Raw genomic sequence first — 25,380 nt, 5'->3', positions numbered from 1 at the left:
CTCCTTATCTGTAAATGTTTTACAAGCCAAATAGTTTAGGTAAAAATAAGCTGATTTCTGGAATATACGTTACTAGTAAAAGAACGATGGTGATCGCTCCGTAAAATGGAAAAAGAGGTTTCGTTACTTGTTCGATACTCACCTTTCCAACACTGCATCCGGCAAAAAGTGCACCACCTACTGGCGGAGTAATATTTCCGATACAGAGATTAAACGCCATCATGATTCCAAAATGGACTGGATCCATGCCAAATGATGAAACTATCGGCAAAAAGATTGGTGTGAAAATTAGCACTGCTGGTGCTAAATCTATAAATGTTCCAATAATTAATAATATGACATTCATCATAAGCAAAATAATAATCGGGTTATCTGTTAGTCCTAAAACCCCGGTGCTGATCGCTTCTGGTATACCTGTAAATGACATGACGATTGATAAGATTGTCGATGTTGCAATGACTAACATAATCACCGCAGTCATTTCAACTGTTTCGAGAAGCATAGCAGGAAGCTTTTTTAGACTGAAAGATTTATAGATAATCGATAGAATGATTGAATAAGCAACAGCAATCGCTGCTCCTTCTGTTGCTGTAAAAACCCCGTAAATGATTCCTCCAAGAACGATGAAAATTAGTAACAGACTTGGTATAGCATCAAGAAATACCTTTAAGCCTTGTTTGAAAGTAACCTTATTTGTAATTGGATACTTCTTTTTTTTCGCAATGAAGTAGGCAACGACCATAGTCGATAGACCCCACAAAATTCCAGGTAGATAACCAGCCATGAATAATGCAGCAACCGAAGTACCACCACTTACTAAAGAATAAATAATGAGCAAACCGCTTGGCGGGATTAATAGTCCTGTTGGTGCAGAGGCAATATTTACTGCTGCTGAGTACGTTCGATCATAGCCATCTTTCTCTTGTAAAGGGGCCATTACGCCGCCAATTGCTGCAGCTGCAGCTACTGAAGAACCTGAAATTGACCCGAAAAGCATATTACCAATTACATTCGTATGATCTAATGAACCCGGCGTACGTCCGGCTAGTACCTTCGCTAGATTAATTAACCTTATCGCAATCCCTCCATTATTCATAATAATCCCAGATAATACAAAGAATGGAACAGCTAATAAGGCAAAACTATCAAGTCCCGTGACCATCTTTTGTGCAGATGTAAAAACTGCGACATCAAACGGGAATATGATTAACATAGTTGCAATGGAAGCTCCTGCAATACTAATTGCGATTGGAACTCCTGCAAACAGCAGTATAAAAAATACTGCCAACAGAATGAGACCTGCTGTTAAAGTCATGTCATGCAACCCCCTATTATTCTAATATTTTACTTTTTAATTTTTGATAGGACATTTCTAAATCATCATTTACTAAATCTACCTCAGGTTTGTTTTTCGCCTCAATAAGACTAAGCAAACTATAACCAGTAATGAGAATACCGCTTACAGGAAGAGAGAGATAAACATACCCCATTGGTATCCCAAGTCCAGCAGAAGATTGTGCCATCGTAGTCAGAACGGTTTTTGAACCTCCGATGACCATAACGATGATAGCAAAGCTAATAATAACGATTTCAATCAAAACGTTCATAATAAGCGCTTTCTTTTTTGATAATTTTTCTATGATAAATTCGATTGCAAAATGCTTCTTTCTCCCAAACACATAAGCTGAGCCAAGCATAGACACCCAAATTAATGAATATCTTAAAAATTCCTCGGAAAACGTACTTGGAGCATTCAATACATACCTCGTAAATACTTGCCAGATTGAAATTAGGACCATGATCCCCATTAACGTACATGTTAAAAATGCAAGTGTTTGGTCTACCCATTTTCTTACTGTCTGCATGTTAATCCCCACCTTTTTATTACATTATTCTTCTTGATTTACCATTTCACGAATTTCTTTGTAATATTTTCCTGTCGATTCCATTTCGGAGAACTTTTCATGAAGTGGCTGAACCGCTTTTTGGAAAGGCTCTTTGTCTGGTGTACTAAACGTTACACCCTTTTCCTTCGCATCCTTCACTGCTGTTTCGATTGCTTCATCCCACACTATTTTATGAAACGCTGTTGATTCTTTAGCAGCTTCAGAGATTGCTTGTTTTTGTTCTTCGGTTAGCTCCTGCCATTTTTCATTGCTCATGATCAGAATATCCGGAACAATTGAATGTTCACTATATGAGTATTGTTTAGCAACCTCTCCGTGATTGTTGTCAGTTAAAGCGGTTTCATTATTTTCAGAACCATCGATAACACCTGACTGCATAGCCGTATACACTTCACCAAATGACATCGGGGTAGGAGCTCCACCCATTAATTTAATCATCTCGATCGCTGTGGCACTCGGCTGTACGCGAATCTTTAAGCCTTTTAAATCGTCTGGATGCATGATCGGCGTATTTTTCGTATAAAAGTTACGAATGCCTGAATCATAAAACGTTAAACCGATAAAACCTATTTTATCTGTCGTTTGATAAATATCCTGTGCAATATCGCTGTTCATAACACTATAATAATGTTCCTTATTATCAAATAAGTAAGGAAGGCTAAATAAGGAGTAAACTTCGTTAAAGCTCTCTAATGCACTTGCACTGACCTTAGCTACATCAACTGCTCCAGTCTGTGTTAACTCAATCACTTCACGCTCAGACCCTAGCTGGCCATTTGGATATAATTGCACTTTTATTGATCCATTTGTTTTCTCCTCCACAAGCCCAGCAAATTCTACTAATGACTTATGAACGGGGTGAGTCTCACTTTGGTTGTGTGCCAACCGCAATGTAACAGAGTTTTCATCCCCTGATGCTGTATTGCTGCAAGAGGAAAGGATCCCCACCAATAAAGCGCATACAATAATACTCAAAAAAATCTTTTTCAAGAAGTCTCCCCCCATTATTCATTCATCTGATTTCTATGAATGGCATTTTGTTTTGTATTCTAGCGAAAAATAACAACGTTGTTATTTTTCGCTAGAAGTGTACAGTGATGATTCTATCATGTATAATTCGTTTTAACAACGTTGTTATTTTGCATTATACGTTCTCCTTTACAAATTTTCAACGTTTTCTTTTTATCATTTTGTGGAGGTTAATGATGAGTGTAACTATAAAAGATATTGCACAAGTATCTGGAGTAAGCTATTCAACCGTTTCAAAGGCTTTAAATGATAGCCCGCTCGTAAAACCTGATACAAAGAAAAAAATATTACAGGTAGCCAAAGACTTAGGATATACTCCAAACTTTGTCGCAAAAAATTTAGTGTCAAAAAAAAGTAACACGATTGGCCTTGTTTGGCCTACAATTGAACAAACAGCTTTATCAACTCTTGTTACAGAAATAAATAACCAAGTTGTGAAGAATAACTATTTTATGATGCTTTCAATCAATGATACGAATCATGCAGTGGAAATGTTCAATAAATTCAGGGTAGATGGAGTTATTATCTTCGAAGGTGAAACTCCACTTGTTAAAACATTTGAATCAACTCTCCCTATTTTAACTTATGGGGTTGCAAATAATAATCCTTATCCCATTATTGATGTTAATCATCGGAAAGCAATCTATGAAGCAGTCTCATATCTGAATAATTTGGGTCACCAAAAAATTAGCTACATAGGTTACCCATCACATAAAGATAAACGGCAAATTGAAAAACTTAAAGGGTTCCATGTTGCAATGGATGAGATTGGCTTAAAAACAGATGAAAATAGTACAATAAATACTGATGGTTTGACATGGTTTGATGGCTATACAGCCACCAAAAAATTATTACAAGGCCCAACGATTCCGACTGCATTAATTAGTGGAAGCTATGATCTTAGTGTTGGAATTTTAAGAGCGGTTAATGAATGTAAATTAAAGGTTCCTGAAGATATATCTATTATTTCATATGATAATATTCCGCAAATGGCTAGATTAGAAACCCCTTTAACTAGTGTAGGTGTTCCAATTGGTGAATTAGCAGAAAAAATGGTCAATTCCTTGCTAGACCTTATCAACAAAACCAATTCCTTCCCTCTAACTGAAGTTATGGAACCTGTCATAACGAAAAGAGGTTCTTGTTCACCTCCAGCTGATGTAAAAGCAGATGAAAGATTTAGTTGAAATTTTTAGATGGGTTAAAACAAGGAGTTATTGTACGACAAATTGATGCTACAAAATAAAGGGCCCCTTAAACCAATATGTAGGACTTTAAAAGTTCTACATTTTGGTCTAAGGGGCCTGACCTCTAAATGACTGCCATTAATTCGGTTCAACATGAACATGTACGTCATACACATCATGTTTCTTTTTAAGGACATCTTCTACTTTTGTTGAAATATCATGTGCATCACGAATTCCGAGGTTTGAATTCACAAGGATTACAATGTCAACGACAGAATTATTTCCATAGTTCCTTGCTTTAATATCTTTTACACCCTTTACACCATATTGTGAAAGCACCGTTTGTTTAAATTCCTGAATCTTCTCTGTATCGTAACCGTCTGTTAAATGATGTGATGCATCCCGGAAAATATCCCATGCTGTTTTACAAATTAACAATCCCACAACCAGGGCAGTCAGAGGATCAAGCCATGGAAGAGCAAATTGAGAACCAATAATACCAATAACAGTTCCAATACTTACCAATGCATCTGACAAATTATCTTTTGCTGCAGCCATTAGCCCCTGGCTTTTAATTTTCTTTCCTAATTTACTATTATATCGAAAAACAAAATACATAACGACTGCACAAAAGATTCCTGTCCAAGCAGAAATTAAATCAGGTGCTTCATTATGATTATTAAAAACAGATTGGATCGCTCCAACTAAAACTTGAATACCAACAACGATCATAATAAAAGATGCAACCATTGAAGCAACAGTTTCAGCCTTCCAATGACCATAAGGATGGTCCTTATCAGCAGGTTTTTGTGATACCTTCAGTCCAATTAACACAGCAATTGAAGCAATAATATCTGTTGCATTGTTCAATCCATCTGCTTTAAGAGCTTCGGAATTTGCCATATAACCAACACATAATTTTATTGCTGATAAAAAAATATAGGCGATGATACTGACAATAACTCCTCGTTCCCCTAATTTCAAATCGCTATATTTTTGTTCTTCCATTTTATGTATCCGCCTCCACTTTTCAATTACTTGAACATAATAACAAGTAACAATCATGTGGGTCTATAGCAATCTTGTTTCGTTATTCAATACTAGTAATATCCGTCCAAAAAAGTTTCGTTTGGTAAACAATTCTAGCAGGTACAACAACATGTAGAACAACTGACCCTTCTTAAATTATTCCAAAACATCGTAGTCTCCATTCAACATGTTTAAATTTTGTTGTCCCCTATCTATTGACTAATCGTTTTCTAATACTAGCTCGTTCATTCTTCCATGTTACGTTAACATCACACTCAAAAAGCTGTGAAAGCTTTTCAGTTGTTATCATCTCTGAAGTTAATCCAGAATCAAAAACCTGCCCTTTTTTTAATAGCAGCGTATGACTAAAGATAGGTAATATTTCTTCAACATGATGTGTTACATATAGGAACGTAGGTGCATTTGTCCGCAAATGAATCGTCTCTAATGCTTGTAAGAGCTGTTCACGTGCAAGAAAATCCAAGCCTGTTGTTGGTTCATCTAAAATTAATAATTCAGGATCAGCCATTAACGCCCGGGCAATTAAAATCCTTTGTCTTTCTCCTTGTGAAAGAGTTTCATAAATTCTATCCGCATATGATAAACATTGTAATTCCTCTAATAATCCAATCGCCTTTTGTCTCATCTCATCTGTCGGGCTCTCATATAACCCGATTGAAGCAAAAGCCCCGCTTAATACGATCTGATAGGCTGTATCTGACGGATACAGCTTTTGTTGTAACCGTGATGAAACAAGACCGATTTTTTGCCGCAGTTTTTCAGCTAAATAATCACGGCCAAATACTTTTCCTAATACCGATACATATCCTTCTGTTGGAAAATAATAAGCACAAAGCATATCTAAAAGCGCTGTTTTCCCAGCACCATTTAACCCATACAATACCCAATGCTGATCCTTTTGTATGTTCCAACTGATCTCTTTTAAAATCCAATTCCCATTTCTTTTTAATGATACATTTGATAGTTCAATTAAATTTGTCACTCTTCTCACCTCATTATAGCTAATTCTCTTTCTATCGTTCATATCCTTTCTTTATCTTAAATCAATCATAAATACGTTCATAAAAAATTTGATTCCGGTCAAACTATTTAAAAGGCTCAAAGTGAAATAAATAACCTTTATATGACGTGCATTCCGTTCCATGCCTTGAACAAACTAATACATAGGAGGTCTGTACATGAGTGAAAGAGATGAAGAATACACTGATTTTTCTAATGTAGAAGCTCAAAAGAAATTTTTAACAGCAGAGGAATTTCCTGAAGGTCCTTTTGGTTCATCCATTAATAAACATCAACCAGTTGAAAATAAGCACACACCTTGGATCGAAGGTCAACAATACAGAAGTAATTTCACATATGAAAACCGCAATCTGCATCAAGATCTTCCTAGACAATTCCCGGGGGCACATCCTCCACATGATGAAAAAGATAAAGATACGGAAAACATGTAAGACTCTTGTCAATAAATAAAGCGAGACACTTCCATTAGTGAGGGTTTTCTTCATCCCCCACTGATGGATAGCGAGACTTATCACGCATAAAACGCCACGTCCTTATGTCTTGCCTGACTTGGACATCCTGTCCTTCGTCGGATCTTTACGGGCAGTTATACCATACCCTATCTTCATTGCTTCCCTTAAATCTTGAGGAGGGGGTTTTACTGCCCGTTAAGAATGGGACAAATCATGATGAAGAGGTGAATCCTTTGGCAAAGAAAGAGCAAGAACCAATAAGCACAGATGATGCTGTTTTACTCATGCTATTATCATTGGTTGAGGAAGATGGGATTGAAGTAGAAATCTCTATCGTTGTAAACGGTACAATCATTTCAGGTACACTTATTGGAGCTAGCGCCTATTATGAAGGTGTGACAGAATCATCCAAACAGTTACAGGATACAACAATGTCAAAATTCCTTTCTAAAAAATTTAATACACTAAAGGAAGCATATGCGAAACAAAAGCAAGAGGACTCTGAAAACGAAGAAAAGGAATTCACTCCAACTTTTATTCATTTAAAGCATGCAACATACCTATCTGCAGCAGCTGAAAGAACTTACTCCAACAGCACATGGTGGCGTGGAAAAATTTCGTCTGTAGATGGTTTTTCTTTTGATTTTTCAACCAGGCAAACTTAGTAAGGAAATGAAGGAGGTTTATGATGAGCAAAATGAGCTGTAGTTCTGGAGCTGCAGGCCAAAAGTCAAGCAAAGGGAAAACTGAGGGAGACTTAAAATGGTGGCAGTTATCGTTAATCGGTGTCGGTTGTACGATCGGGACAGGCTACTTTCTTGGCTCAAGCATCGGAATCGAAGTAACCGGAGCCTCCATCGTTTTTTCTTTTCTTTTAGCTGCACTTGGAACACATATCGTTTTTCAAATTTTAGCTAAAATGATAGCTAAAGATCCGCATGAAGGATCCTTTTGCTATTATGCGCGAAAGGCATATGGTAAATGGGCTGGTTTTAGCTGTGGGTGGAATTATTGGTGCTCAAATATTCTCGTGATGGGAAGCCAATTAACCGCTCTTTCCATCCTTTCCCGTTTTTGGTTTCCTGCGATCCCTTTATGGGTATTTGCCGCAGGATATGCCATTCTTTCGATTTTTGTTGTATTAACAGGCACAAAAGGCTTTGATAAAATTGAAGACATTTTGGCGATTGTTAAATTTGCAGCTATTATCATGTTTATTATTCTTGCAGCTGCTGCCTTGTTTGGCTTCTTGCAAAGTGATATAAAACCATCCGGCTTTCCGCTTGCAGGTGATCAGCTATTTCTAGATGGAGTAAAAGGATTTTGGGCATCTCTCATCTATGCCTTTTATGCTTATGGCGGTATTGAAGTAATCGGGATTATGGCCATGCGGTTAAAAAAGAAAGAAGATGCCCAAAAAGCAGGAACAATTATGCTTTTGGCATTAACAATCGTTTATATTTTATCGCTGGGACTTGCTGTCACATTGGTTTCTCTTGATGCTTTTAATGAAAAGGAAAGCCCCTTTGTCACAGCAATGGCAAACTATCATCTGCCTTTTTTCCCTCATGTCTTTAACGGAGCAATCATTATTGCTGGTTTTTCAACCATGACTGCCTCCTTATATGGGGTGACAAATTTGCTTGCAACATTAGCTAAGGATGGAGATGCACCACATTTTTTTGCGAAAACGAGTAAAAAATTAAAGAACCTGCCACTTGCTTCGTTAGGACTGGCAACAGTTGGTTTATTGGCATCGATTATCACAGCCTTACTGCTGCCGGGAAAAATTTATGAATATATCACAACGGCAGCAGGCATTCTGCTTTTGTACAATTGGCTTTTTATTATTATTTCTGCCTTACGCCTACTGACATTAAAAGTGCGCAGCAAATTATATGCCTATTTAGGTATTCTGTTAATAATTGCCGCTATAACGGGGACATTATTTGAAAAAGCGATTCGTCCTGGTTTTTTCGTCAGTATTTTATTTGTGGCCATCATCTTTATCGTTTGTTTATTTATGAAAAAGCATTGGAAAAAACAAACCAGTAAAATTCGGTATTATTAACTCGCATTTAAAATAGCCGAATAATTGGGTTCGGCTATTTTAAACTATTCATCCCCATTAACCTCTTTTGAATCATTCTCAGCCCAGTAATAATCTGCAAAAACACTTGAAAAAACATCCACTGTATTTTCGAGCTCATCCAAATTATTATCAACCCCACCAATCTCTATTAACATCGCTTTATTCGAAACATCTTGATTGTAAACACCATTCCCCTCACTTTTTGATTTTAGGAAGACACCCCTGCTAATACCAGGATAATGCTTCTCCAATTCTTGATGAAGTTTTTTTGCAAAATCAAGATTTTCTAAATAATTTTTATGTTCTTTCCCAACAACAAAATAAAGCCTTGCGTAATTCTTGCCATTTATTGTTTTCGTTGTTAAATTTTTTCGAGCAGAATCACGGTGTAGATCAATAAAGTAATTTAGTTGTTTATTATTTGAAGCGACCGCTGTATCAACAATTGTCCCAGATAACGTATAAGCTTCGGTCGTATTCCAACCCTTTTTGTGTAAGGCCTGTGTCATGTTGGTTTTATCGTGTGCAACACCAATACCATTCTTCATTAAATTTTGCGCTAACCGTTCTCCAAGTCCAACCACATTGACACGTTCATCAGAGCTAAGGGCATCATTTGGGTTTTTAGCTCCTTGTAATAATGGAAGAAATGACTCCCAGCTATGGCTCTGATAAATAAAAACCGTTTTTTCTTCCGGATTTGCAATGGGCTGTTGATCTTCATCTGAAGTTTGTCTCTCTTTTAATTTTTCTTCCGCAACTTTTCGTTCATTAAACAAAACATCTGTCGGTGGTGGTGATTCATACGGAATATTGCTCAAGTTCGTCCCTTCACCTGCAACAGCAATCTCCGTATCATAGAGTCTTAATCCAGGTAATTCGTTTCCAAGGAACGTACGGGCATCAGTCGGTTTAATGCTCGTTGCTAAGCGGATCGCTAATTCAGATATCGTAGAAGTTGTAAATAAGGGGTCATTTTGATTAGGGTAGAAATAATGATTTTCTGATTTTAAGATATGAACAAATAATTGCTCTGTGTTTACTTCACCAATTGTTCGTTGAATACTCCTGGAATCAATGGTGATATTCATCATAATCGTCAAGCCGATCAAGGTAAACACGATCATGACTAGCAATAATGGGTAGTAAAGAAGTTTAAATAAGAAAAGATCTTTTGGTTTCACCGTACAACCCCCTTCAGTTATGTATATGAAGGGGGTTCACTTATATTTCTAGAGTTAGGAAGATTTTATATCGAATGATCCTCATTTATAATAGCCAAAATCTGATGGTCTTCCCATCTCCCATTTATTTTTACATTTTTCTTGGCGATTCCCTCTTTATGAAAACCAGCTTTTTCTAGAACTCTGATTGATCCAAGATTATGCGGCATAACACCTGCTTCCAATCTATGTAATTTTAGTTGTTCAAAAGCAAATCTCACCACTAAACGAACTGCTTCCGTCATAAACCCTTTACCATTATTCTTTCGATCAAGGAAATACCCGACATAACAAGATTGCAGTGATCCTCGCAATACTTCGGACAACATAATAACACCAATTAACTCATCTGTATCATTGAGAAAAATACCGAAAAAATAATATTGATCATCTTCAAGTAATTGCTCATTCCTCTTTATACGTGTAACTTGACCTTCTAATGTATAAAACGAATCAGCTCGTAACGAGGTATAAGTTTGAAAAAAATCCTTATTTTTTAGTTCAAGCTTCAATAAGGCGTCAGCATCAGTGACTTCAAGGTTTTTAAGGAATATATTCTTGCTTTTTAGTTTCAATTTTGGCTCCTCCTCTAAAATCCTTCATCAGTGGTATGAAGGATTTTCTTCTTTTATTCTCACTAAGCCATCACCCTTATGAAGGCCAATCCCCATCTTCCACACACTGATTCCATTTCCTAATTATTTCTCATAATATGTTGTGCACCCACATTATACAAGGCCTTTTTGGGAATAATCTTCGTATGCTTGAAAAAGGAGAAGAAAGATATATGCATGAATTCCTTCAGCTAGTATTCATACCTTTCTTTGTGATTGTTACACTTGTTTTAGCCATTATACTCTATCGTACAGTGCTTTCTAAAAATAAAATACTTGTAAAGCTCCGAGAAAGTGAAGATCGTTTTCTTAACTTAGTTGAACTTTCTCCTGATGCCATTGTTGTTCATTGTGAAGAGAAAATTATTTTCATCAATGAAGCAGGATTAAACATGGTCGGTGCCTCAAATAAAGACGAACTGATTGGAAAATCAATTATTGATTTTGTACCTCCTGATTATAAAGAAATTGTTGTAAAACGGATCCAACAGATGAAAAATGGCCACAAAGCTAAGACAATGGAACAACAAATCATTACACCACAAGGTAATATTATGGATGTAGAAATTACCGGTACTAGCATCATGTATGAACATAAACCCGGAATTCAACTTATCATAAGAGAAATTACTGAACAAAAACGGATTAGTAGAGAATTAGAAGAAAAAAGGCAGCGTTACCAATCTCTCTTTGAACATAATCCAGACGGTATTTATTCCCTTGATCCTACTGGAAAAATAACAGAAACAAATCAAGCATTAGTTAACATGTTAGGCTATACAAAAGATGAACTATTAGCAATGACTTTTCACAAAGTAATTAGCCCTGATCTATTAGCAAAAACTTCTTTCCATTTTCAAAATGCTTTAGAGGGTAACCAACAATATTACGAGACAGTTGGCATCCATAAAAATGGAAAAAAGATTCATTTACATAGTGTTATTTTACCAATCATTGTAGATTCAAAAATTATTGGGGTATTTGGAATTGCCAAAGATATATCAAAAGAAAAAGAGGCACTGTTGTTATTAGAAGAAAATGAGGAAAAGTACCGTTCATTGTTCGACCACAATCTTGATTCCGTCTTTGAAATGGATTTACAAGGCCATTTTAAAAATGTAAATCATATGGCTGAAAAGCTTACACACTTCTCAAAAAAAGAGTTACTGACAATGACCTATTCCGCAATTATCGCAAATAATGAAAAGAATGTTAATAAGGATTTTTCAAGTGTAATAAAAGGATATTCCTTACATGTTGAACTAGAGCTTTATGATAAATTCGGAAGAATAATCGAAGTAGACATTAGTGCTGTCCCAATAAAAAAACACGGAAGAATTGATGGTGTTTTTGCTATAGTAAGGGATATTACTGAGAAAAAACAATCTCAGAAAAAAATAAAAGAATTAGCTTATACTGATCAACTCACTGGTCTTCCTAATCGGCATTGGTTTTACAAAAAACTCACGAATGTTACTAAAAATTCCAATGATAACAAACAGCCTTTTGCGATTCTAACAATTGATTTCGACGACTTTAAAACTATCAATGACACATTAGGACATCATGCAGGAGATCTCTTTCTCCAGCAAATATCAGAACGATTACAACATTGTCTTAGAAAGAAAGATAATATCTCCAGAATGGGCGGAGATGAATTTATTATCATTTTAGAAAATATAACGAAAAATGAAGCTAGACAAGTTGCTGAACGAATCTTAACAGAGATGAATACACCAATTCTTCTCTTTGAAAACAAAGTTATTGTGACATTAAGTATTGGAATCAGTATGAATTTAGACTTTACATGTGACGGAGAAACACTGATTAAGCAAGCTGATTTAGCCATGTATTTAGCGAAAGAAAAGGGAAAGAACAATTACCAGTTCTTCACGGAAGATCTCAATAAGAAAGCAATACGAAAACGGCAAATTAAAAACGCCTTAAGTCTGGCGATTGAACAAAATGAATTTAAGCTCTTCTATCAACCACAAGTAGATTTACAAACAGGAAAACTAATTGGGTTGGAAGCCTTGCTTCGCTGGTATCCATCGTTTGGGAATGTGTCTCCGGTAGAATTTATACCAATCGCTGAAGAAACAGGACTTATTCTACCGATCGGAGAATGGGTGATTAAAGAGGCCTGCCTCCAAATCAAAAAATGGAAAAATCAAAACCGGCCAAAAATAAAAGTATCTGTGAATGTATCTGCTAGGCAATTCAAGGATAAGGAATTTGCTTTGAAAGTAAAGCAAATCTTGGAAGATGAAAAAGTCGATCCGAGTTTCATTGAATTTGAAATAACGGAAAGCGTTATGCTTAATGCGGAGGAGCCATCACTTCTCATCCGAGAAATTAAAGAAATGGGAATAAAAGTTGCAATTGACGATTTTGGTGCAGGATACTCTTCATTGAGCGTTATTAAAAACGTAGAGATCGATACATTAAAGATCGATCAATCCCTTCTTGAAAATGTCATGCAAAATAGTCGGATGATGTCAATGTTAGAAGCTATTATCGGTGTAGGAAAAACCCTTAATACTAAAATCATTGTGGAAGGGATTGAAACAAAAGAACAATTAAATTTACTAAATGATTTCCAAATCATCGGACAAGGATATTTTTTCAGTCATCCCCTTCCCCCAGAACAACTGCAGGATGTATGGGGGCGGAACTGGCTGCAGAATGAATGAAAAAAGGAGAAGGCAATCACCTTCTCCTCTACTAATTATTAAGCATGTTTACGCATATTTTTTAAAATAAGGCTAACAATAAATACTAGGATGATTGCACCAATTAGTGCTGGGATGATATAAAAACCACCTGCTTCAGGTCCCCACTCTCCTAATAATAATGAACCTAACCAAGCTCCAATAAATCCGGCAATAATATTACCAATAATTCCACCTGGAATGTCACGCCCTATAATTAAACCTGCTAACCATCCAATAATACCTCCAATAATTAAAGCCCAAATAAAACCCATAATTAACACTCCTTTTAAATTTTATATTTAATTTGATATTTATTAAATACCCTGTTGATGTCGATATAAACTACTATTTTCAAATTTCTTTTTATTTCGACATCAGCAAGGGTTCTTAACCATTTCATTTGAAAGTCATTCTAATCTTTCATATCGATTATTGTTTTTTCTCATTATAAAATTTCACAGAATACATCGCACCTTCACTAACCATTTTGTTATCTTCTATATCATGTGGATGCGGGTTGCCCCCCTTTTCAACTGGAAGAGTGACACATTGGTCAATTGGAGACGGTTTTACTTTTCGCTTCCACTCTCTTAAGGTATTTTCCACCTTAATTCGATTTGGTTTACAAGACATCCACAGCACCACAGATGTTCCTAATCCGATCGCCATAACAGATTTCATTCCTAAAGTACGATTCATTCTTCTCACTCCTTTTTAGATAAAAATTTCACCAACTAGATTTTTGAAACACTTCTTCCTATCAGGGATCAATTGCTCTTTTAGGAAATTTGCCCATCTTTCCACTCACTAATGTGAATGTTTGTTTCTTTTTACCCTTTCTCTATCTATCAAAACATTTAATTTTTTTTACTATAATGTTTTATTGATCTGGAAAGAGGGCAAAAAAAGATTAATAACTATAACTTATGTAAGAAGGGAGTTTATGCAGTTGAATAATTGGAAATGGTATCTTTATACAAAAGATGATATCGATCAGTTCGAAATAGAACATCAACAAAATAAAAGCAGTCGAGATTGGCTAAATGATAATATCCAAAACAAATCAAATATATTAGAAATTGAAAAAAATGAACAAGATCAAGATGTGATTAAAGGTTCCCTTGTGTATGAACAACAATTCAACGATCAACATGATCAAAAAATCTTTCACTTTTATCTTTCACAGGATCAATTGATTACTGTTAATTTGGATTTTTCGATATTTACGCATAGTAGTGAAGAGCTCATGGAAAAACACATTCGCCATGCAAAAACAGCAGTGGATGGCTTCTTGCTTATAATTAGAGAATTACTAAGGGAATACTTATGCAGAATAGATGAATTTGAAGGAGAGTTACGTGAACTAATTTGGGATATTCATGAAAAAAATAATACAAATATTCTTGAGAGGATCTATAAAAGACGTCATGAATTACTTGTATGGAATAACTTGCTCATCCCAATAAAGGAACTCGTGATGGCGATTGATGAAGTGTATTTTGATGAGCTGGAAAGCAATAAACTGTTCACTCGTACCCAAAAAAGATTAAAACGCACCTTATATTTAATCAATGAATATGAAGCTGAGCTCGATTCGATCATCAATCTAGAAGAAGTCGTTTCCTCACATCGGGGCAATGAAATTATGAAAACATTAACAGTTATGACAGCTATATTTACACCTATAATGGCCTGGGGTGCATTATGGGGAATGAACTTTAAATTTATGCCGGAACTAGAATGGAAATATGGATATCTTATGTCCATAATTATTATCATCGTGTCAATGATTGCCATCTATATGTATTTAAAAATGAAGGGCTGGATGGGTGATCTCTTAAAAAGCAAGAAAAAAGGGACATTTTTTAAATAAGGCTGTTTCGCAAACTTTGTTGCTATTTACCAAATAGTGCGGCGTAGTTGATTGCAGCGAGAGATGCTCGCTTTTTAGCGGGGCGGGCGGTGAGCCTCCTCGTCGTAAACGCCTGCATGAGTCTCACCTGTCCCGCTGCTCCCGTTAAGCCCAATAACCTTTCCATCATCTGAAATACCAACCATTATATAGCAATCCCTATCGTGCACAGTATTTGCAAAACAAAGAATGTCATGTAATAACCTCTCATTATCTTTATGCCATACTTGTTTATAACCCAATAGTCTCCTTCAGTCTTTTTGTTAATTAACTTATAAATTTTCGCCTCTGAGTTACTTCCCATTATATACCCCTAACTAAAAAGTATTTTTAAAAGAGTTGTTTCCAATCATCATCATATCGATCCAAATGCATTGGCATAATCCGTCCATATGCATTCTCGCTTTTTCTCTTTCGCTGTTCTACCAAGTGCACAGCCACAGAAAACAATAAAATAATTCCTTCTCTCACATAAGTAAGGAGTTTCATTACTGCACTTTTAAATTCATCAACTGTTATGGAATAAGCTAATGGGTCCTCTCCTTCCGGCTGGGATTCCCTAGTTATTGGGATACAAAAGACTATCATGAACCTTTAAGTATCGATGCTCCAAATGATGACGAATTCTAGAGATATGTTCAATTTTCTGTTCTATATAGTGATGAATTACCTTTTGTTTCCTAATATCTTTACATAACCAATAAAGACCGATTAATGGAAGATTAAATGGTTCCTCATCTGTCATCCTCGACTTTAAATTCACTTTTAAGTTGTACGAGTTTTTCCTTATTAATCCGTCCCTGCCATATAGAACGGTAGGATACATCGCTTTCCTTAATCCCTATTTAAGGATAATGCATCGTACACCATGAACCTAGCAGATACATATTCCTGCTTTATCTGATTAAACATGTCATGAAATCTTGGCCATACATAGATTTTAGTAACAATGTTTAGGTAATATCAGTTGCAGAGACTGAATAAGGCAAAGCATCATTTAACGTATTTAGGAACAAGTTATTTTCAACACACCATTTCCGATAGCTGATTTCTTCTTCAGAGTCCTCCTTTGAATGTGCTATCATAACTAGCGGAAACTGCTTCAATTAGTTTAGCAGTCATCCCCCATCCTGTTCATATGTAGGGATTTCTTTTACGCTTACATTTAAAAAAATTAATTATGCAAAATTAAATAATTAATGTTATATTGCATAAAACTAAACTGTTTAAAAAATTGCATACAGTATAACTATTTAGAAAACTATTCAGTTCAATGACTAAATTAATCGAACTCCACTTGGCATGATATTTGCAATAAGTAAATTAAATACGATTAAAAGGTGGAGTGATACATGGAAAATTTAAAACTAAAACGTTCATTAACAATATTTCCTTTAGTATTATTTGGATTGGCTTATATGGCACCTACAACCGTGTTTTCCACTTATGGGGTTGTTGCGGAAATTACAAAAGGAATGGTACCAGCTGCTTATATAATAGCTTTAATTGGTATGTTGTTTACAGCATACAGTTATGGTCAAATGGTTAAAGCCTACCCTGTTGCTGGTTCTGCTTATACATATACTCGAAAGGCACTTAACCCTCATATTGGATTTTTAGTAGGTTGGGTTATACTATTAGACTATTTATTTTTGCCAATGATTAATGGTTTACTAATAGCTATTTACTTAAATTCTTACTTCCCATCCATTCCTTTTTCGGTATGGTTAATTGGTTTCTTAATTTTAATCACCATTGTAAATGTAATCGGAGTAAAAATAGCAACAAAGATAAATCTTTTATTAGTTGCCTGTCAATTCTTGATAATAGCTATATTCACATTCCTCTGTATTAAAGGGTTGCTTAACGGAATGGGTTCAGGAACATTATTTATGAGTTCTCCATTTGTGAATGGAGATATACCACTATCTTTAGTATTAGCAGGTTCTTCTATTTTGTGTTTATCTTTTTTAGGATTTGATTCTGTTACTACATTTTCAGAAGAGACCATTAATCCTAAAAAAATAATACCGAAGGCTATTTTCCTTGTCGCATTAATAGGAGGTGGTTTGTTTATCACCATCTCATACCTTAGTCACCTTGTTTACCCAAACTTCCAATCCTTTAAAGATTCAGATTCTGCTGCTTTAGAAATTGCTATCTACGTTGGGGGCAATTTATTCCAATCTATTTTTCTAGCAGGATTTATTACTGGGGGGCTAGCATCTGGTTTATCATCTCACGCAAGCGTTTCGCGACTATTGTATGCAATGGGAAGAGACGGAGTCCTTCCTAAGCGAATATTTGGTCATATTCATCCGAAATTTGGAACACCAACATACAATATTATCTTAGTTGGCATTTTCGCTTTATCTGCTTTATTTGTTGATTTAGTAACAGCATCATCCTTTATTAACTTTGGAGCGCTTGTTGCATTTACATTTGTTAATATTTCAGTTATTTCTCATTATTTTATTAGAGAGAAACAAAGAAACGGAATTAACACACTAAAATATCTAATTTGTCCACTGATTGGTGTTAGTTTCACAATTTGGTTATGGACTAGCCTCGATTCAAAGGCGCTTATACTCGGACTAGGATGGTTCGGAATTGGCTTCATCATGCTCCTCTCTACTACGAAAATGTTTAATAAACGGCCACCAGAGCTTTCTATTGATCGTGCCGAGGTAAATGAAATTCAAACATAAAATCTAGATCTATTAAGGGGGATAAAAATGGTAAAAGCAGACATCATTCTTTCTAGTAAATATGTTTTTACGGGGCTGCAAGATGAGCCAATAAAAGCAACTATTGCTATTAAAGATAATAAAATTATTGAGATCGGCCCTAAAGAAGAAATATGGTCACTCATTGGAGACCAAACAAAAGTATTTGACATGGAAGAGGAACTAATTATTCCGGGATTTCATGATTTTCATATGCACATAATGATGGGTAGTATTCTACAGAAGGATAGTGTCAAATTATTTGATGCAACTTCAGAAGAAGAAGCAGCTAAAATAGTAGCTAAATTTGTAGAAACAAGACCTAATGATGAGTGGATATTTGGTGTAGGATGGGATCATACCAAATGGAAAGAAAAAGTTCTGCCACATCGAACCACATTAGATAAGTATATTTTTGATCGTCCAGTTTTATTATTCAATGCAGAAGTGCATTACGCATGGTTAAATAGTAAAGCAATAGAAATGATTCAATTAACGAAGGATACACCTGATCCTGAATATGGAGAAATTGGAAAAGACGAAAACGGTGAACTGACAGGCCTTTTATTTGAACATGCAATTGGTTATGCAACAGAACATGCATACAAATTACCAAAAGAAAAGCGTGTACAACTATTCCAAGACTTCCTAAGTGAAACAAAAAGATTAGGAATCACATCCGTTAATGATTTATATGGAGCTAAAATTGCACCAAACCTATTAGACGATCTTGAAATTTTTAAAGAATTTGATAGAGAAGGGTTACTTACAACTAGAATTCACTTTTCACCAGAGTTAAAAATGGATTTAGCTGAAGCAAAGGAATTACAAATAAATTATCAATCAGATAAGCTTACCTTTTCTGGATTAAAACAATTTATAGATGGTGTTGTAACCAGCCATACTGCGTTTTTGCTGGATCCGTATAAAGACCGCCCAGAAACAAAAGGTGGAACCACGTATCCATCTGAAACAATTAAACAATTAGTAAAAAAGGCCGATAAGGAAAAATTCCAAATTCGTTTCCATGCTATTGGTAACGGTGCTGTCCGCTTAGCATTAGATGCATTTGAAGAAGCGAGAAACGAAAATGGGGTAAGAGATGCTAGACATGTCATTGAACATGTTGAGGTATTGCATACGGACGATGTCCATCGCTTTAAGGAATTAGGTGTAATCGCTTCCTTTCAACCCAAACATATTGAATTAATGGAAAGTGAGGCATATACAGCTAGAATTAGTGAAGAACAAAAACCTCTCTATTATCCTATCAAGACAATAGTAGATACTGGTGCTAAGGCTGCCTTTGGTACAGATTTTCCGGTAGTACCTCTAAACCCTATGATGGGTATCTATCAGGCAATCACGAGAAAAGATTTAAACGGGAAAGCGTGGCAAAAGTCAGAAGGTGTTACATTAGCACAAGCATTAAAATTCTACACGGCTACACCAGCATTTGGGTCTTTCAGAGAAAAAGAATTAGGTACATTAGAAGCAGGAAAGATCGCGGATATCGTAGTGTTAAATAAAAATTTATTCAATATATCAACAGAGGAAATTCTTGAAACTGAAGTAAAAATGACGATTATGGATGGAAAGATTATATATGAAAACCAGGTCGTCCCAACAGTATAAGATTAAAAAATAAAAAAGAAGGTAGTGAGGAAATGTCAAAAGTAAAAGTTGGTCTTATTCAAATTCATTGCGGGGAATATATTGAGGAAAATATTCAAAAAACGATAGAGAAAATTAAAGAAACGGTACATAAAGGGGCACAAATTGTTTGTTTACAGGAATTATTCTCTTCACAGTATTTTCCGCAAACGGTAAACGTGGAAAATTATGATTTAGCAGAAGATGTAGATAGTGGCACATTAGCCGAAATGGGTGAATTGGCAAAGAAATTAGGAATTGTTTTGATTGTTCCTTTTTACGAAAGAGCAGGTGCTGGTATTTATTTTAATAGTGCAGCTGTATTTGATGCTGATGGAGAATGTTTAGGTATTACTAGAAAAAATCATATTCCAGATGGTCCGCAGTATCATGAAAAATATTATTTTGTTCCTGGCAATACTGGGTATCCTGTCTATGAAACTGCTTATGGAAAAATAGGGATTGGGATTTGCTGGGACGAATGGTTCCCTGAGGTTGCTCGAATTTTGAGCTTACAAGGGGCTGAGATATTATTCTATCCTTCTGCTATTGGTTCAGAGCCAGATCATCCTGAGTTATCTACACGATCATCCTGGGAAAAGGCAATTTCAGCTCATGGTATTTCTAATGGTGTATTTGTTGCTGCAACCAATCGAGTTGGTCAGGAAAAGGACATGAATTTTTACGGTGGTTCATTCATTAGCGATACATTAGGGAATATTTTAGCTTCACTTGATGATGAAGAAGGAATTATCGTACAAGAGATTGATTTAAAAGAAATAGAAAATACAAGGAAAATTCTACAATTCTTTAGGGACCGTCGTGTCGACACATACGCCCCTCTATTACAAAAGGAAATGCTTCCAACACCCTCTACTGTAAAAAAAAGAACAAACAAAGCTTTATTAGCTAACGAATAAAAAAATCTCAAAAAGCAAGTAAATAGTCCTTTAAAATAAAAGGGGCATGGAGCAGTTACCGATTTTTTACGATGCTATATGTAGTCTTGAAATAAAGTTTGAGCACAACACCTTACAAACCAAGATTTTTGTAATAAATAAAAAGAATCCATTTTAATAAAATTGATTAAAATGGATTCTTTCCTTTGTGATCCCTACTATTTTGAAGTAAGTGTTCGTAGTGATAAGCAGACCTATCTTATCTTGCGACAATGACTAATGTTCTAAAATAAAAAATGAAGGTTGGACTTACTCCATATATCTAGTTGAAAATCCTAGACTTCCATTTGAGAAATAATCTAAAAGCAACTGAAGTTTGTTAGAAATGCACTTAAAGAAATGGGGTTCTTTCCTAAGCAGACTTATATATAGTCAAAAACGCTTGATATCCTAGCATTTTTTACTAATTATATTATTACTTAAATGCTATTTATGTTGCTAAATCATATATCATTTACATTGTGATTTAGCTTTTTTTACACGTTATCTAAACTACTTACGTAGAAAAAATCGTCTTTTTTATTCAAAAAATATCTTGACGTGTTTTTGCTTTGCTCTACTCCACTTTGTATATAAAAACCCTAGTTTTTCTGCTAAGAAGAGAAAAATCAGGAATAGATGGCGTTCTTTACCTTCAATTCGTAAGCGGCTAAAGACCAGGAAGTGCTGGCTATGTAATATAATCTTTATTTATGTATACCTGGACATTGAAAAATAAGGTCCAGGTATATATTTTTGAAAATTGTTTTAATAATAGAATTTTTATTTACCAGCCTCGCTCTTGCATCCTATGCTCTGGTAATATAGTTGAAATTTCAATTCCTTGCATAGCTGTTCCAAGTCCTTTGGAAAGCTTAGCAATTAACTCATAATCTTGATAATGCGTTGTAGCTTCTACAATAGAACGTGCAAATTTTGCAGGATTTTCTGATTTAAAAATACCCGATCCAACAAACACGCCATCAGCTCCCAATTGCATCATCAATGCGGCATCGGCAGGAGTTGCAACACCTCCTGCTGCAAAATTAACGACCGGAAGTCTTCCTTCACGCTTGATTTGAAGTAAAAGCTCAAAAGGTGCTCCAAGATTTTTTGCTTCAGTCATTAACTCATCATTACTCATATTTGCAACTTTGCGAATTTGTGCATTCACTTTACGCATATGGCGAACAGCTTCAACAATGTTTCCTGTTCCTGGTTCACCTTTTGTTCTTAACATTGATGCACCTTCTGCAATACGACGGGTTGCTTCTCCTAGGTCACGGCAACCACATACGAATGGTACAGTGAACTCACTTTTTAAAAGATGATATTCTTCATCTGCTGGTGTTAATACTTCACTTTCATCAATATAATCAACACCCATTGCTTCAAGTACACGCGCCTCCACAATATGTCCTATTCTAGCTTTTGCCATAACTGGAATAGAAACTGCGTTCATTACTTCCTCAACAATTGTAGGATCTGCCATACGCGCAACTCCACCAGCAGCGCGAATATCGGCAGGAACTCGCTCCAATGCCATAACTGCAACTGCACCAGCTTCCTCAGCAACTTTTGCTTGTTCCGCGTTTACAACATCCATAATAACGCCGCCTTTTTGCATTTCTGCCATGCCGCGTTTTACTCGATCAGTACCTATACTCACTTTTATTGTCTCCCTTTAAGTAATTTTGAAATGTTATATAATAGTATTTATTAATAATTAAATGTAAATAAAGGTATTTAGAAAAATAAAGTTTGAAAGATAATGTAAACTTTAACTTCTTTACATCGGGAAGTTCCATTCCTTTTTCTAAGGTAAGGAAGTTCATGAACCTAATTTTTCAAAAATTTATTTTAATTGTTTAAAGCAATCGAAATATATTTTACTTCAAGGTATTCTTCAATCCCGTGATGGCCGCCTTCTCTTCCTAACCCACTTTCTTTATAACCTCCAAAAGGCGCTTGTGCAGCTGAAGGTAATCCATCGTTCAGACCGATGATCCCATATTCAAGTTCTTCACTGATGCGGAAAGCACAGCTAAGATTTTCGGTATATACATAAGCAGCAAGTCCATAATTTGTATGATTCGCCCTCTCAATCACTTCTTGCTCTGTTTTAAATGTTGCAATCGGTGCGAGCGGTCCAAATATTTCTTCACTTACACATAACATTTGATCATTAACATTCGTAATAATAGTCGGATTATAGTAAAAACCTTCACCAATTACGGGATTTTCTTCACCATAAACTATTTTCCCACCATGCACTACTGCATCATCAATTAGAGTTTTCACTTTATCTACTGCTGCTTGATCAATTAATGGCCCAATATCAATTCCTTCTACAAGCCCGTTACCTACCTTAAGTTTTGCAAGCTCGTTTTTAAACATTTCCACAAATTGGTCTGCAACTGCTTCATGTACATAAATTCTATTTGTACATATACATGTTTGGCCTGCGTTTCGAAACTTCGAATTAACTAATCCTATAGCTGCTTTCTCTAAATCAGCATCATCCATCACTATAAACGGAGCATTTCCTCCCAATTCGAGAGAAATTTTTTTCACGTTTTCGGCAGCAGCTCTCATTAATACTTTTCCAACTTCTGTAGATCCTGTAAACGTAATTTTTCTAACACGAGCATCGTTTAACCATGCATCCCCAATCTCCTTCGCCTTACCTGTTACAATGTTCAAAACACCTTTTGGAATGCCAGCCTTGTCTGCTAACTCTGCTAATTTTAAAGCAGTTAGCGGGGTTTGTTGTGCGGGTTTGACGACAGCTGTACACCCTGCTGCAAGTGCTGGCGCTACTTTTCGCGTAATCATCGCAGCTGGGAAATTCCAAGGTGTAATCGCTGCAATGACCCCAACTGGTTCTTTACGGACAAGTATTCGCTTATGAGGGTGTGAAGCTGGAATCGTCTCTCCATAAATCCGCTTTCCCTCTTCTGCGTACCAAGAGATAAAACTATTTGCATACATTACCTCACCGACAGCCTCTTTTACCGGCTTCCCCTGCTCTAATGTCATGATCCTTCCTATTTCTTCCTTATTATCATCAATTAAGTGAAACCATTTCATTAAAAGTTGACCGCGTTCTTCAGCTGTTTTTTTTGACCATACTTTAAAAGCTCGATGAGCGGCATCAACTGCTTGTTTAGCCTCATTGGCTCCACCTTTTGGAATGATTCCAACCACTTCATTCGTTGCAGGATTTATTACTTCTGCAAATTCCTGACACTCATTCCCTACCCATTTCCCATCTATATACATGCTAAACAAACTATTTTTCTGATTCGTTAAATTTGGATTCATACTTTTATCATCTCTCTTTAAATATATTGTGGTGCAAGAACTGCTTCTGTGGCATCTTCTAAAATTGATAGTCCTTCATCGAGCTGCTCATCTGAGATAGTAAGAGGCATTAAAATACGAATTACATTGCCAAATACACCTGCACTTAATAAAAGAAGCCCTCTGTTCGTTGCTTCCTTTACAATTCTCCCTGTAGTTTCTTTATCTGGTGTTTTACTATTTTTATCTTTTACAATCTCTAAAGCACACATTGCACCAAGACCCCGAATACCATCAACCTGCTCAAAACGGTCAGACAATTGCTGAAACTTGTCCATTACCTTTTGACCGATCACTTGCGCTCGGTTATTTAGGTTTTCTTTTTCAATAATATCAAGTACCGCAAGTGCTGCTTGACATCCTAGCGGGCTTCCCGCATATGTTCCTCCGAGTTCCCCTGGTTCAGAAACGCGCATTATTTCTTCTCTTCCAATAACACCACTTATTGGCATCCCTGCGCCCATAGACTTCGAGATTGTAATAAGGTCAGGTGTTACACCAAAATGCTCTATGGCAAAATAGCCGCCAGTACGACCAAAACCCGTTTGGATTTCATCAGCAACAAAAACGATACCGTTTTCTTTACAAATTTCATAAACTCGTTGTACAAAAGCTTTGTCAGGAACGATAAAGCCACCTTCACCTTGCACTGGTTCCATAACAACGGCTGCAATCGTTTCAGGGGCAACCTCTGAAACTAAAAATTGCTCAAATTGCTGAATCATAAATTGACTGTACTGTTCTTCGTTCATTTCTTCTGGTCTGCGATATACATATGGATATGGGGCTTTATACACTTCTGGAGCAAAAGGTCCAAATCCATATTTGTAAGGTTTTACTTTACTCGTCATTGTCATCGTCATTAACGTTCGTCCATGAAAACCTCTTGTAAAAGAAACAACACCTTGTCTTTTTGTATACTTCCGGGCAATTTTCACTGCGTTTTCAACAGCTTCAGCACCACTATTAAAAAAAGCTGCTTGTTTAGAGAATTCTCCTGGAGCAAGCTCAGTTAGTCTTTCAGCCAATTCAATATAGGATTCATACATCATGACATTAAAGCCCGTATGAATAAAATTCTCAGCTTGTTCTTGCAGAGCTTTTACTACTTGTGGATGCGAATGTCCAACATTGATTGTTCCAATAGCACCGGCAAAATCAATAAATGTATTCCCATCGATATCTTCAACAAGTGCACCTTTTGCCTTACTAACAAAAGCGGGGCATCCATTGCTTATCCCTTTCGGCACGACTCTTTGTCTTCTTTCCAATAGACTTTGAGACTTCGGCCCAGGTATTGCGGTATTTAAAGTTACAAAATCTTTCATTATGAATACACCTTCCTAATAATCAGTTTTCAAATAGCTGTATTTATTGCAGTTCACAGAGAAAACACGGTTTGTACTTAAAAGGCAAGCTATTCCTGTGTCTCCAGCATGTGCACTTTATTTTTAAATTGGCCTAAAAAAGGAGGTCCCCCTCCTCCCTTTTTAGAACATT

General features: G+C 36.0%; 24 protein-coding genes. 9 read left to right on the top strand and 15 right to left on the bottom strand.

What is annotated here, in order from left to right; translation table 11 throughout:
* Positions 1-19 precede the first annotated feature (19 nt).
* The 3 genes from GMB29_RS07880 to GMB29_RS07870 are packed head-to-tail and all read right to left on the bottom strand — an operon-like array spanning position 20 to position 2,897.
* A complete protein-coding gene (locus GMB29_RS07880) occupies positions 20-1,315 on the bottom strand; it encodes a TRAP transporter large permease (RefSeq protein ID WP_136351816.1) in 1,296 nt (431 codons plus the stop codon).
* A gap of 16 nt (positions 1,316-1,331) precedes the next feature.
* On the bottom strand, positions 1,332-1,865 hold the full coding sequence (locus GMB29_RS07875) for a TRAP transporter small permease (protein WP_136351817.1): 534 nt from the start codon (positions 1,863-1,865) through the stop codon (positions 1,332-1,334).
* Between the two features lie 24 nt (positions 1,866-1,889).
* Entirely contained in the window at positions 1,890-2,897 is a 1,008-nt protein-coding gene (locus tag GMB29_RS07870; protein WP_227551598.1) for a TRAP transporter substrate-binding protein, read from the bottom strand.
* Between the two features lie 215 nt (positions 2,898-3,112).
* Between GMB29_RS07870 and GMB29_RS07865 the strand changes: the two genes are divergently transcribed.
* The gene (locus GMB29_RS07865) at positions 3,113-4,123 is read left to right on the top strand and encodes a LacI family DNA-binding transcriptional regulator (RefSeq protein ID WP_136351819.1); all 1,011 of its coding nucleotides are present in this window, start codon (positions 3,113-3,115) and stop codon (positions 4,121-4,123) included.
* Positions 4,124-4,261: 138 nt separating this feature from the next.
* On the opposite strand, the gene GMB29_RS07860 is transcribed toward GMB29_RS07865, so the two are convergent.
* Both GMB29_RS07860 and GMB29_RS07855 read right to left on the bottom strand, forming a co-directional pair.
* A complete protein-coding gene (locus GMB29_RS07860) occupies positions 4,262-5,131 on the bottom strand; it encodes a cation diffusion facilitator family transporter (protein WP_136351820.1) in 870 nt (289 codons plus the stop codon).
* A 229-nt stretch (positions 5,132-5,360) separates the two neighbouring features.
* Entirely contained in the window at positions 5,361-6,155 is a 795-nt protein-coding gene (locus GMB29_RS07855; protein WP_227551595.1) for an ABC transporter ATP-binding protein, read from the bottom strand.
* A gap of 196 nt (positions 6,156-6,351) precedes the next feature.
* On the opposite strand from GMB29_RS07855, the gene GMB29_RS07850 reads away from it, so the two are divergent.
* The 3 genes from GMB29_RS07850 (at position 6,352) to GMB29_RS07840 (ending at position 8,716) form a co-directional block, all read left to right on the top strand.
* Entirely contained in the window at positions 6,352-6,624 is a 273-nt protein-coding gene (locus GMB29_RS07850; RefSeq protein WP_136351822.1) for a hypothetical protein, read from the top strand.
* 254 nt (positions 6,625-6,878) lie between these two features.
* Positions 6,879-7,310, top strand: coding sequence for a gas vesicle accessory protein GvpU (gene gvpU, locus GMB29_RS07845; RefSeq protein ID WP_136351823.1), 432 nt, complete (start codon positions 6,879-6,881; stop codon positions 7,308-7,310).
* A gap of 23 nt (positions 7,311-7,333) precedes the next feature.
* Complete coding sequence (locus tag GMB29_RS07840) at positions 7,334-8,716, top strand: amino acid permease (protein WP_406600318.1); 1,383 nt, start codon at positions 7,334-7,336, stop codon at positions 8,714-8,716.
* A 44-nt stretch (positions 8,717-8,760) separates the two neighbouring features.
* On the opposite strand, the gene spoIIP is transcribed toward GMB29_RS07840, so the two are convergent.
* Positions 8,761-9,921 carry a stage II sporulation protein P gene (gene spoIIP, locus GMB29_RS07835; protein WP_227551592.1) on the bottom strand — a complete coding sequence of 387 codons (1,161 nt, stop codon included), beginning with the start codon at positions 9,919-9,921 and terminating at the stop codon, positions 8,761-8,763.
* Between the two features lie 65 nt (positions 9,922-9,986).
* The gene (locus tag GMB29_RS07830) at positions 9,987-10,535 is read right to left on the bottom strand and encodes a GNAT family N-acetyltransferase (protein WP_136351824.1); all 549 of its coding nucleotides are present in this window, start codon (positions 10,533-10,535) and stop codon (positions 9,987-9,989) included.
* Positions 10,536-10,720: 185 nt separating this feature from the next.
* On the opposite strand from GMB29_RS07830, the gene GMB29_RS07825 reads away from it, so the two are divergent.
* Entirely contained in the window at positions 10,721-13,267 is a 2,547-nt protein-coding gene (locus GMB29_RS07825; RefSeq protein WP_196305235.1) for a bifunctional diguanylate cyclase/phosphodiesterase, read from the top strand.
* A 38-nt stretch (positions 13,268-13,305) separates the two neighbouring features.
* Here the strand turns inward: GMB29_RS07825 and GMB29_RS07820 are convergent, their stop codons facing one another.
* Both GMB29_RS07820 and GMB29_RS27810 read right to left on the bottom strand, forming a co-directional pair.
* Positions 13,306-13,560: a GlsB/YeaQ/YmgE family stress response membrane protein gene (locus tag GMB29_RS07820; RefSeq protein WP_136351826.1), complete on the bottom strand. Its 255-nt coding sequence runs from the start codon at positions 13,558-13,560 to the stop codon at positions 13,306-13,308.
* 157 nt (positions 13,561-13,717) lie between these two features.
* Positions 13,718-13,987: a hypothetical protein gene (locus GMB29_RS27810; protein WP_136351827.1), complete on the bottom strand. Its 270-nt coding sequence runs from the start codon at positions 13,985-13,987 to the stop codon at positions 13,718-13,720.
* Between the two features lie 250 nt (positions 13,988-14,237).
* Between GMB29_RS27810 and GMB29_RS07810 the strand changes: the two genes are divergently transcribed.
* Positions 14,238-15,161, top strand: a complete 924-nt coding sequence (locus GMB29_RS07810) for a magnesium transporter CorA family protein (RefSeq protein WP_168733767.1) — start codon at positions 14,238-14,240, stop codon at positions 15,159-15,161.
* A gap of 74 nt (positions 15,162-15,235) precedes the next feature.
* Here GMB29_RS07810 and GMB29_RS07805 read toward each other — a convergent pair whose 3' ends face one another.
* The 3 genes from GMB29_RS07805 to GMB29_RS27270 all read right to left on the bottom strand — a co-directional run bounded on the left by GMB29_RS07805 (position 15,236) and on the right by GMB29_RS27270 (position 16,112).
* A complete protein-coding gene (locus GMB29_RS07805; RefSeq protein ID WP_227551589.1) occupies positions 15,236-15,442 on the bottom strand; it encodes an ATP-binding protein in 207 nt (68 codons plus the stop codon).
* A 317-nt stretch (positions 15,443-15,759) separates the two neighbouring features.
* Entirely contained in the window at positions 15,760-15,945 is a 186-nt protein-coding gene (locus GMB29_RS27275) for an LA2681 family HEPN domain-containing protein (protein WP_227551586.1), read from the bottom strand.
* Between the two features lie 89 nt (positions 15,946-16,034).
* Positions 16,035-16,112: an LA2681 family HEPN domain-containing protein gene (locus tag GMB29_RS27270; RefSeq protein ID WP_235883126.1), complete on the bottom strand. Its 78-nt coding sequence runs from the start codon at positions 16,110-16,112 to the stop codon at positions 16,035-16,037.
* 440 nt (positions 16,113-16,552) lie between these two features.
* On the opposite strand from GMB29_RS27270, the gene GMB29_RS07800 reads away from it, so the two are divergent.
* From GMB29_RS07800 to GMB29_RS07790, 3 genes are read left to right on the top strand one after another with little or no spacing between them, the layout of a single operon-like run.
* Positions 16,553-17,908 carry an APC family permease gene (locus GMB29_RS07800; RefSeq protein WP_136351829.1) on the top strand — a complete coding sequence of 452 codons (1,356 nt, stop codon included), beginning with the start codon at positions 16,553-16,555 and terminating at the stop codon, positions 17,906-17,908.
* Positions 17,909-17,935: 27 nt separating this feature from the next.
* Entirely contained in the window at positions 17,936-19,561 is a 1,626-nt protein-coding gene (locus GMB29_RS07795) for an amidohydrolase (protein WP_136351830.1), read from the top strand.
* A 32-nt stretch (positions 19,562-19,593) separates the two neighbouring features.
* Positions 19,594-20,499, top strand: a complete 906-nt coding sequence (locus tag GMB29_RS07790; protein ID WP_136351831.1) for a carbon-nitrogen hydrolase — start codon at positions 19,594-19,596, stop codon at positions 20,497-20,499.
* A gap of 805 nt (positions 20,500-21,304) precedes the next feature.
* On the opposite strand, the gene pdxS is transcribed toward GMB29_RS07790, so the two are convergent.
* The 3 genes from pdxS to gabT form a co-directional block, all read right to left on the bottom strand.
* Positions 21,305-22,186 (bottom strand): pyridoxal 5'-phosphate synthase lyase subunit PdxS, encoded by an 882-nt coding sequence (pdxS, locus tag GMB29_RS07785; protein ID WP_136351832.1) that lies wholly within the window; start codon positions 22,184-22,186, stop codon positions 21,305-21,307.
* 191 nt (positions 22,187-22,377) lie between these two features.
* Entirely contained in the window at positions 22,378-23,799 is a 1,422-nt protein-coding gene (locus GMB29_RS07780; RefSeq protein WP_136351871.1) for an NAD-dependent succinate-semialdehyde dehydrogenase, read from the bottom strand.
* A 59-nt stretch (positions 23,800-23,858) separates the two neighbouring features.
* Positions 23,859-25,208, bottom strand: coding sequence for a 4-aminobutyrate--2-oxoglutarate transaminase (gabT, locus tag GMB29_RS07775; RefSeq protein ID WP_136351833.1), 1,350 nt, complete (start codon positions 25,206-25,208; stop codon positions 23,859-23,861).
* Positions 25,209-25,380: the final 172 nt, after the last annotated feature.

This window comes from Metabacillus sediminilitoris, from assembly GCF_009720625.1.
In the GTDB taxonomy this organism is placed as follows: domain Bacteria; phylum Bacillota; class Bacilli; order Bacillales; family Bacillaceae; genus Metabacillus; species Metabacillus sediminilitoris.
The sequence above is the reverse complement of the archived record's forward strand: the minus strand, read 5'-3'. Positions and strand labels throughout refer to the sequence as shown.

Excerpts from the sequence above, each read along its gene's own strand:
- GMB29_RS07880 (WP_136351816.1), bottom strand. The coding sequence starts at position 1,315 with ATGACTTTAACAGCAGGTCTCATTCTGTTGGCAGTATTTTTTATACTG.
- GMB29_RS07875 (WP_136351817.1), bottom strand. The coding sequence starts at position 1,865 with ATGCAGACAGTAAGAAAATGGGTAGACCAAACACTTGCATTTTTAACA.
- GMB29_RS07865 (WP_136351819.1), top strand. The coding sequence starts at position 3,113 with ATGAGTGTAACTATAAAAGATATTGCACAAGTATCTGGAGTAAGCTAT.
- GMB29_RS07860 (WP_136351820.1), bottom strand. The coding sequence starts at position 5,131 with ATGGAAGAACAAAAATATAGCGATTTGAAATTAGGGGAACGAGGAGTT.
- GMB29_RS07850 (WP_136351822.1), top strand. The coding sequence starts at position 6,352 with ATGAGTGAAAGAGATGAAGAATACACTGATTTTTCTAATGTAGAAGCT.
- GMB29_RS07840 (WP_406600318.1), top strand. The coding sequence starts at position 7,334 with ATGAGCAAAATGAGCTGTAGTTCTGGAGCTGCAGGCCAAAAGTCAAGC.
- GMB29_RS07825 (WP_196305235.1), top strand. The coding sequence starts at position 10,721 with ATGCTTGAAAAAGGAGAAGAAAGATATATGCATGAATTCCTTCAGCTA.
- GMB29_RS07820 (WP_136351826.1), bottom strand. The coding sequence starts at position 13,560 with ATGGGTTTTATTTGGGCTTTAATTATTGGAGGTATTATTGGATGGTTA.
- GMB29_RS27810 (WP_136351827.1), bottom strand. The coding sequence starts at position 13,987 with ATGAATCGTACTTTAGGAATGAAATCTGTTATGGCGATCGGATTAGGA.
- GMB29_RS27275 (WP_227551586.1), bottom strand. The coding sequence starts at position 15,945 with ATGACAGATGAGGAACCATTTAATCTTCCATTAATCGGTCTTTATTGG.
- GMB29_RS27270 (WP_235883126.1), bottom strand. The coding sequence starts at position 16,112 with ATGTTTAATCAGATAAAGCAGGAATATGTATCTGCTAGGTTCATGGTG.
- GMB29_RS07800 (WP_136351829.1), top strand. The coding sequence starts at position 16,553 with ATGGAAAATTTAAAACTAAAACGTTCATTAACAATATTTCCTTTAGTA.
- GMB29_RS07795 (WP_136351830.1), top strand. The coding sequence starts at position 17,936 with ATGGTAAAAGCAGACATCATTCTTTCTAGTAAATATGTTTTTACGGGG.
- GMB29_RS07790 (WP_136351831.1), top strand. The coding sequence starts at position 19,594 with ATGTCAAAAGTAAAAGTTGGTCTTATTCAAATTCATTGCGGGGAATAT.
- GMB29_RS07780 (WP_136351871.1), bottom strand. The coding sequence starts at position 23,799 with ATGTATATAGATGGGAAATGGGTAGGGAATGAGTGTCAGGAATTTGCA.
- gabT (WP_136351833.1), bottom strand. The coding sequence starts at position 25,208 with ATGAAAGATTTTGTAACTTTAAATACCGCAATACCTGGGCCGAAGTCT.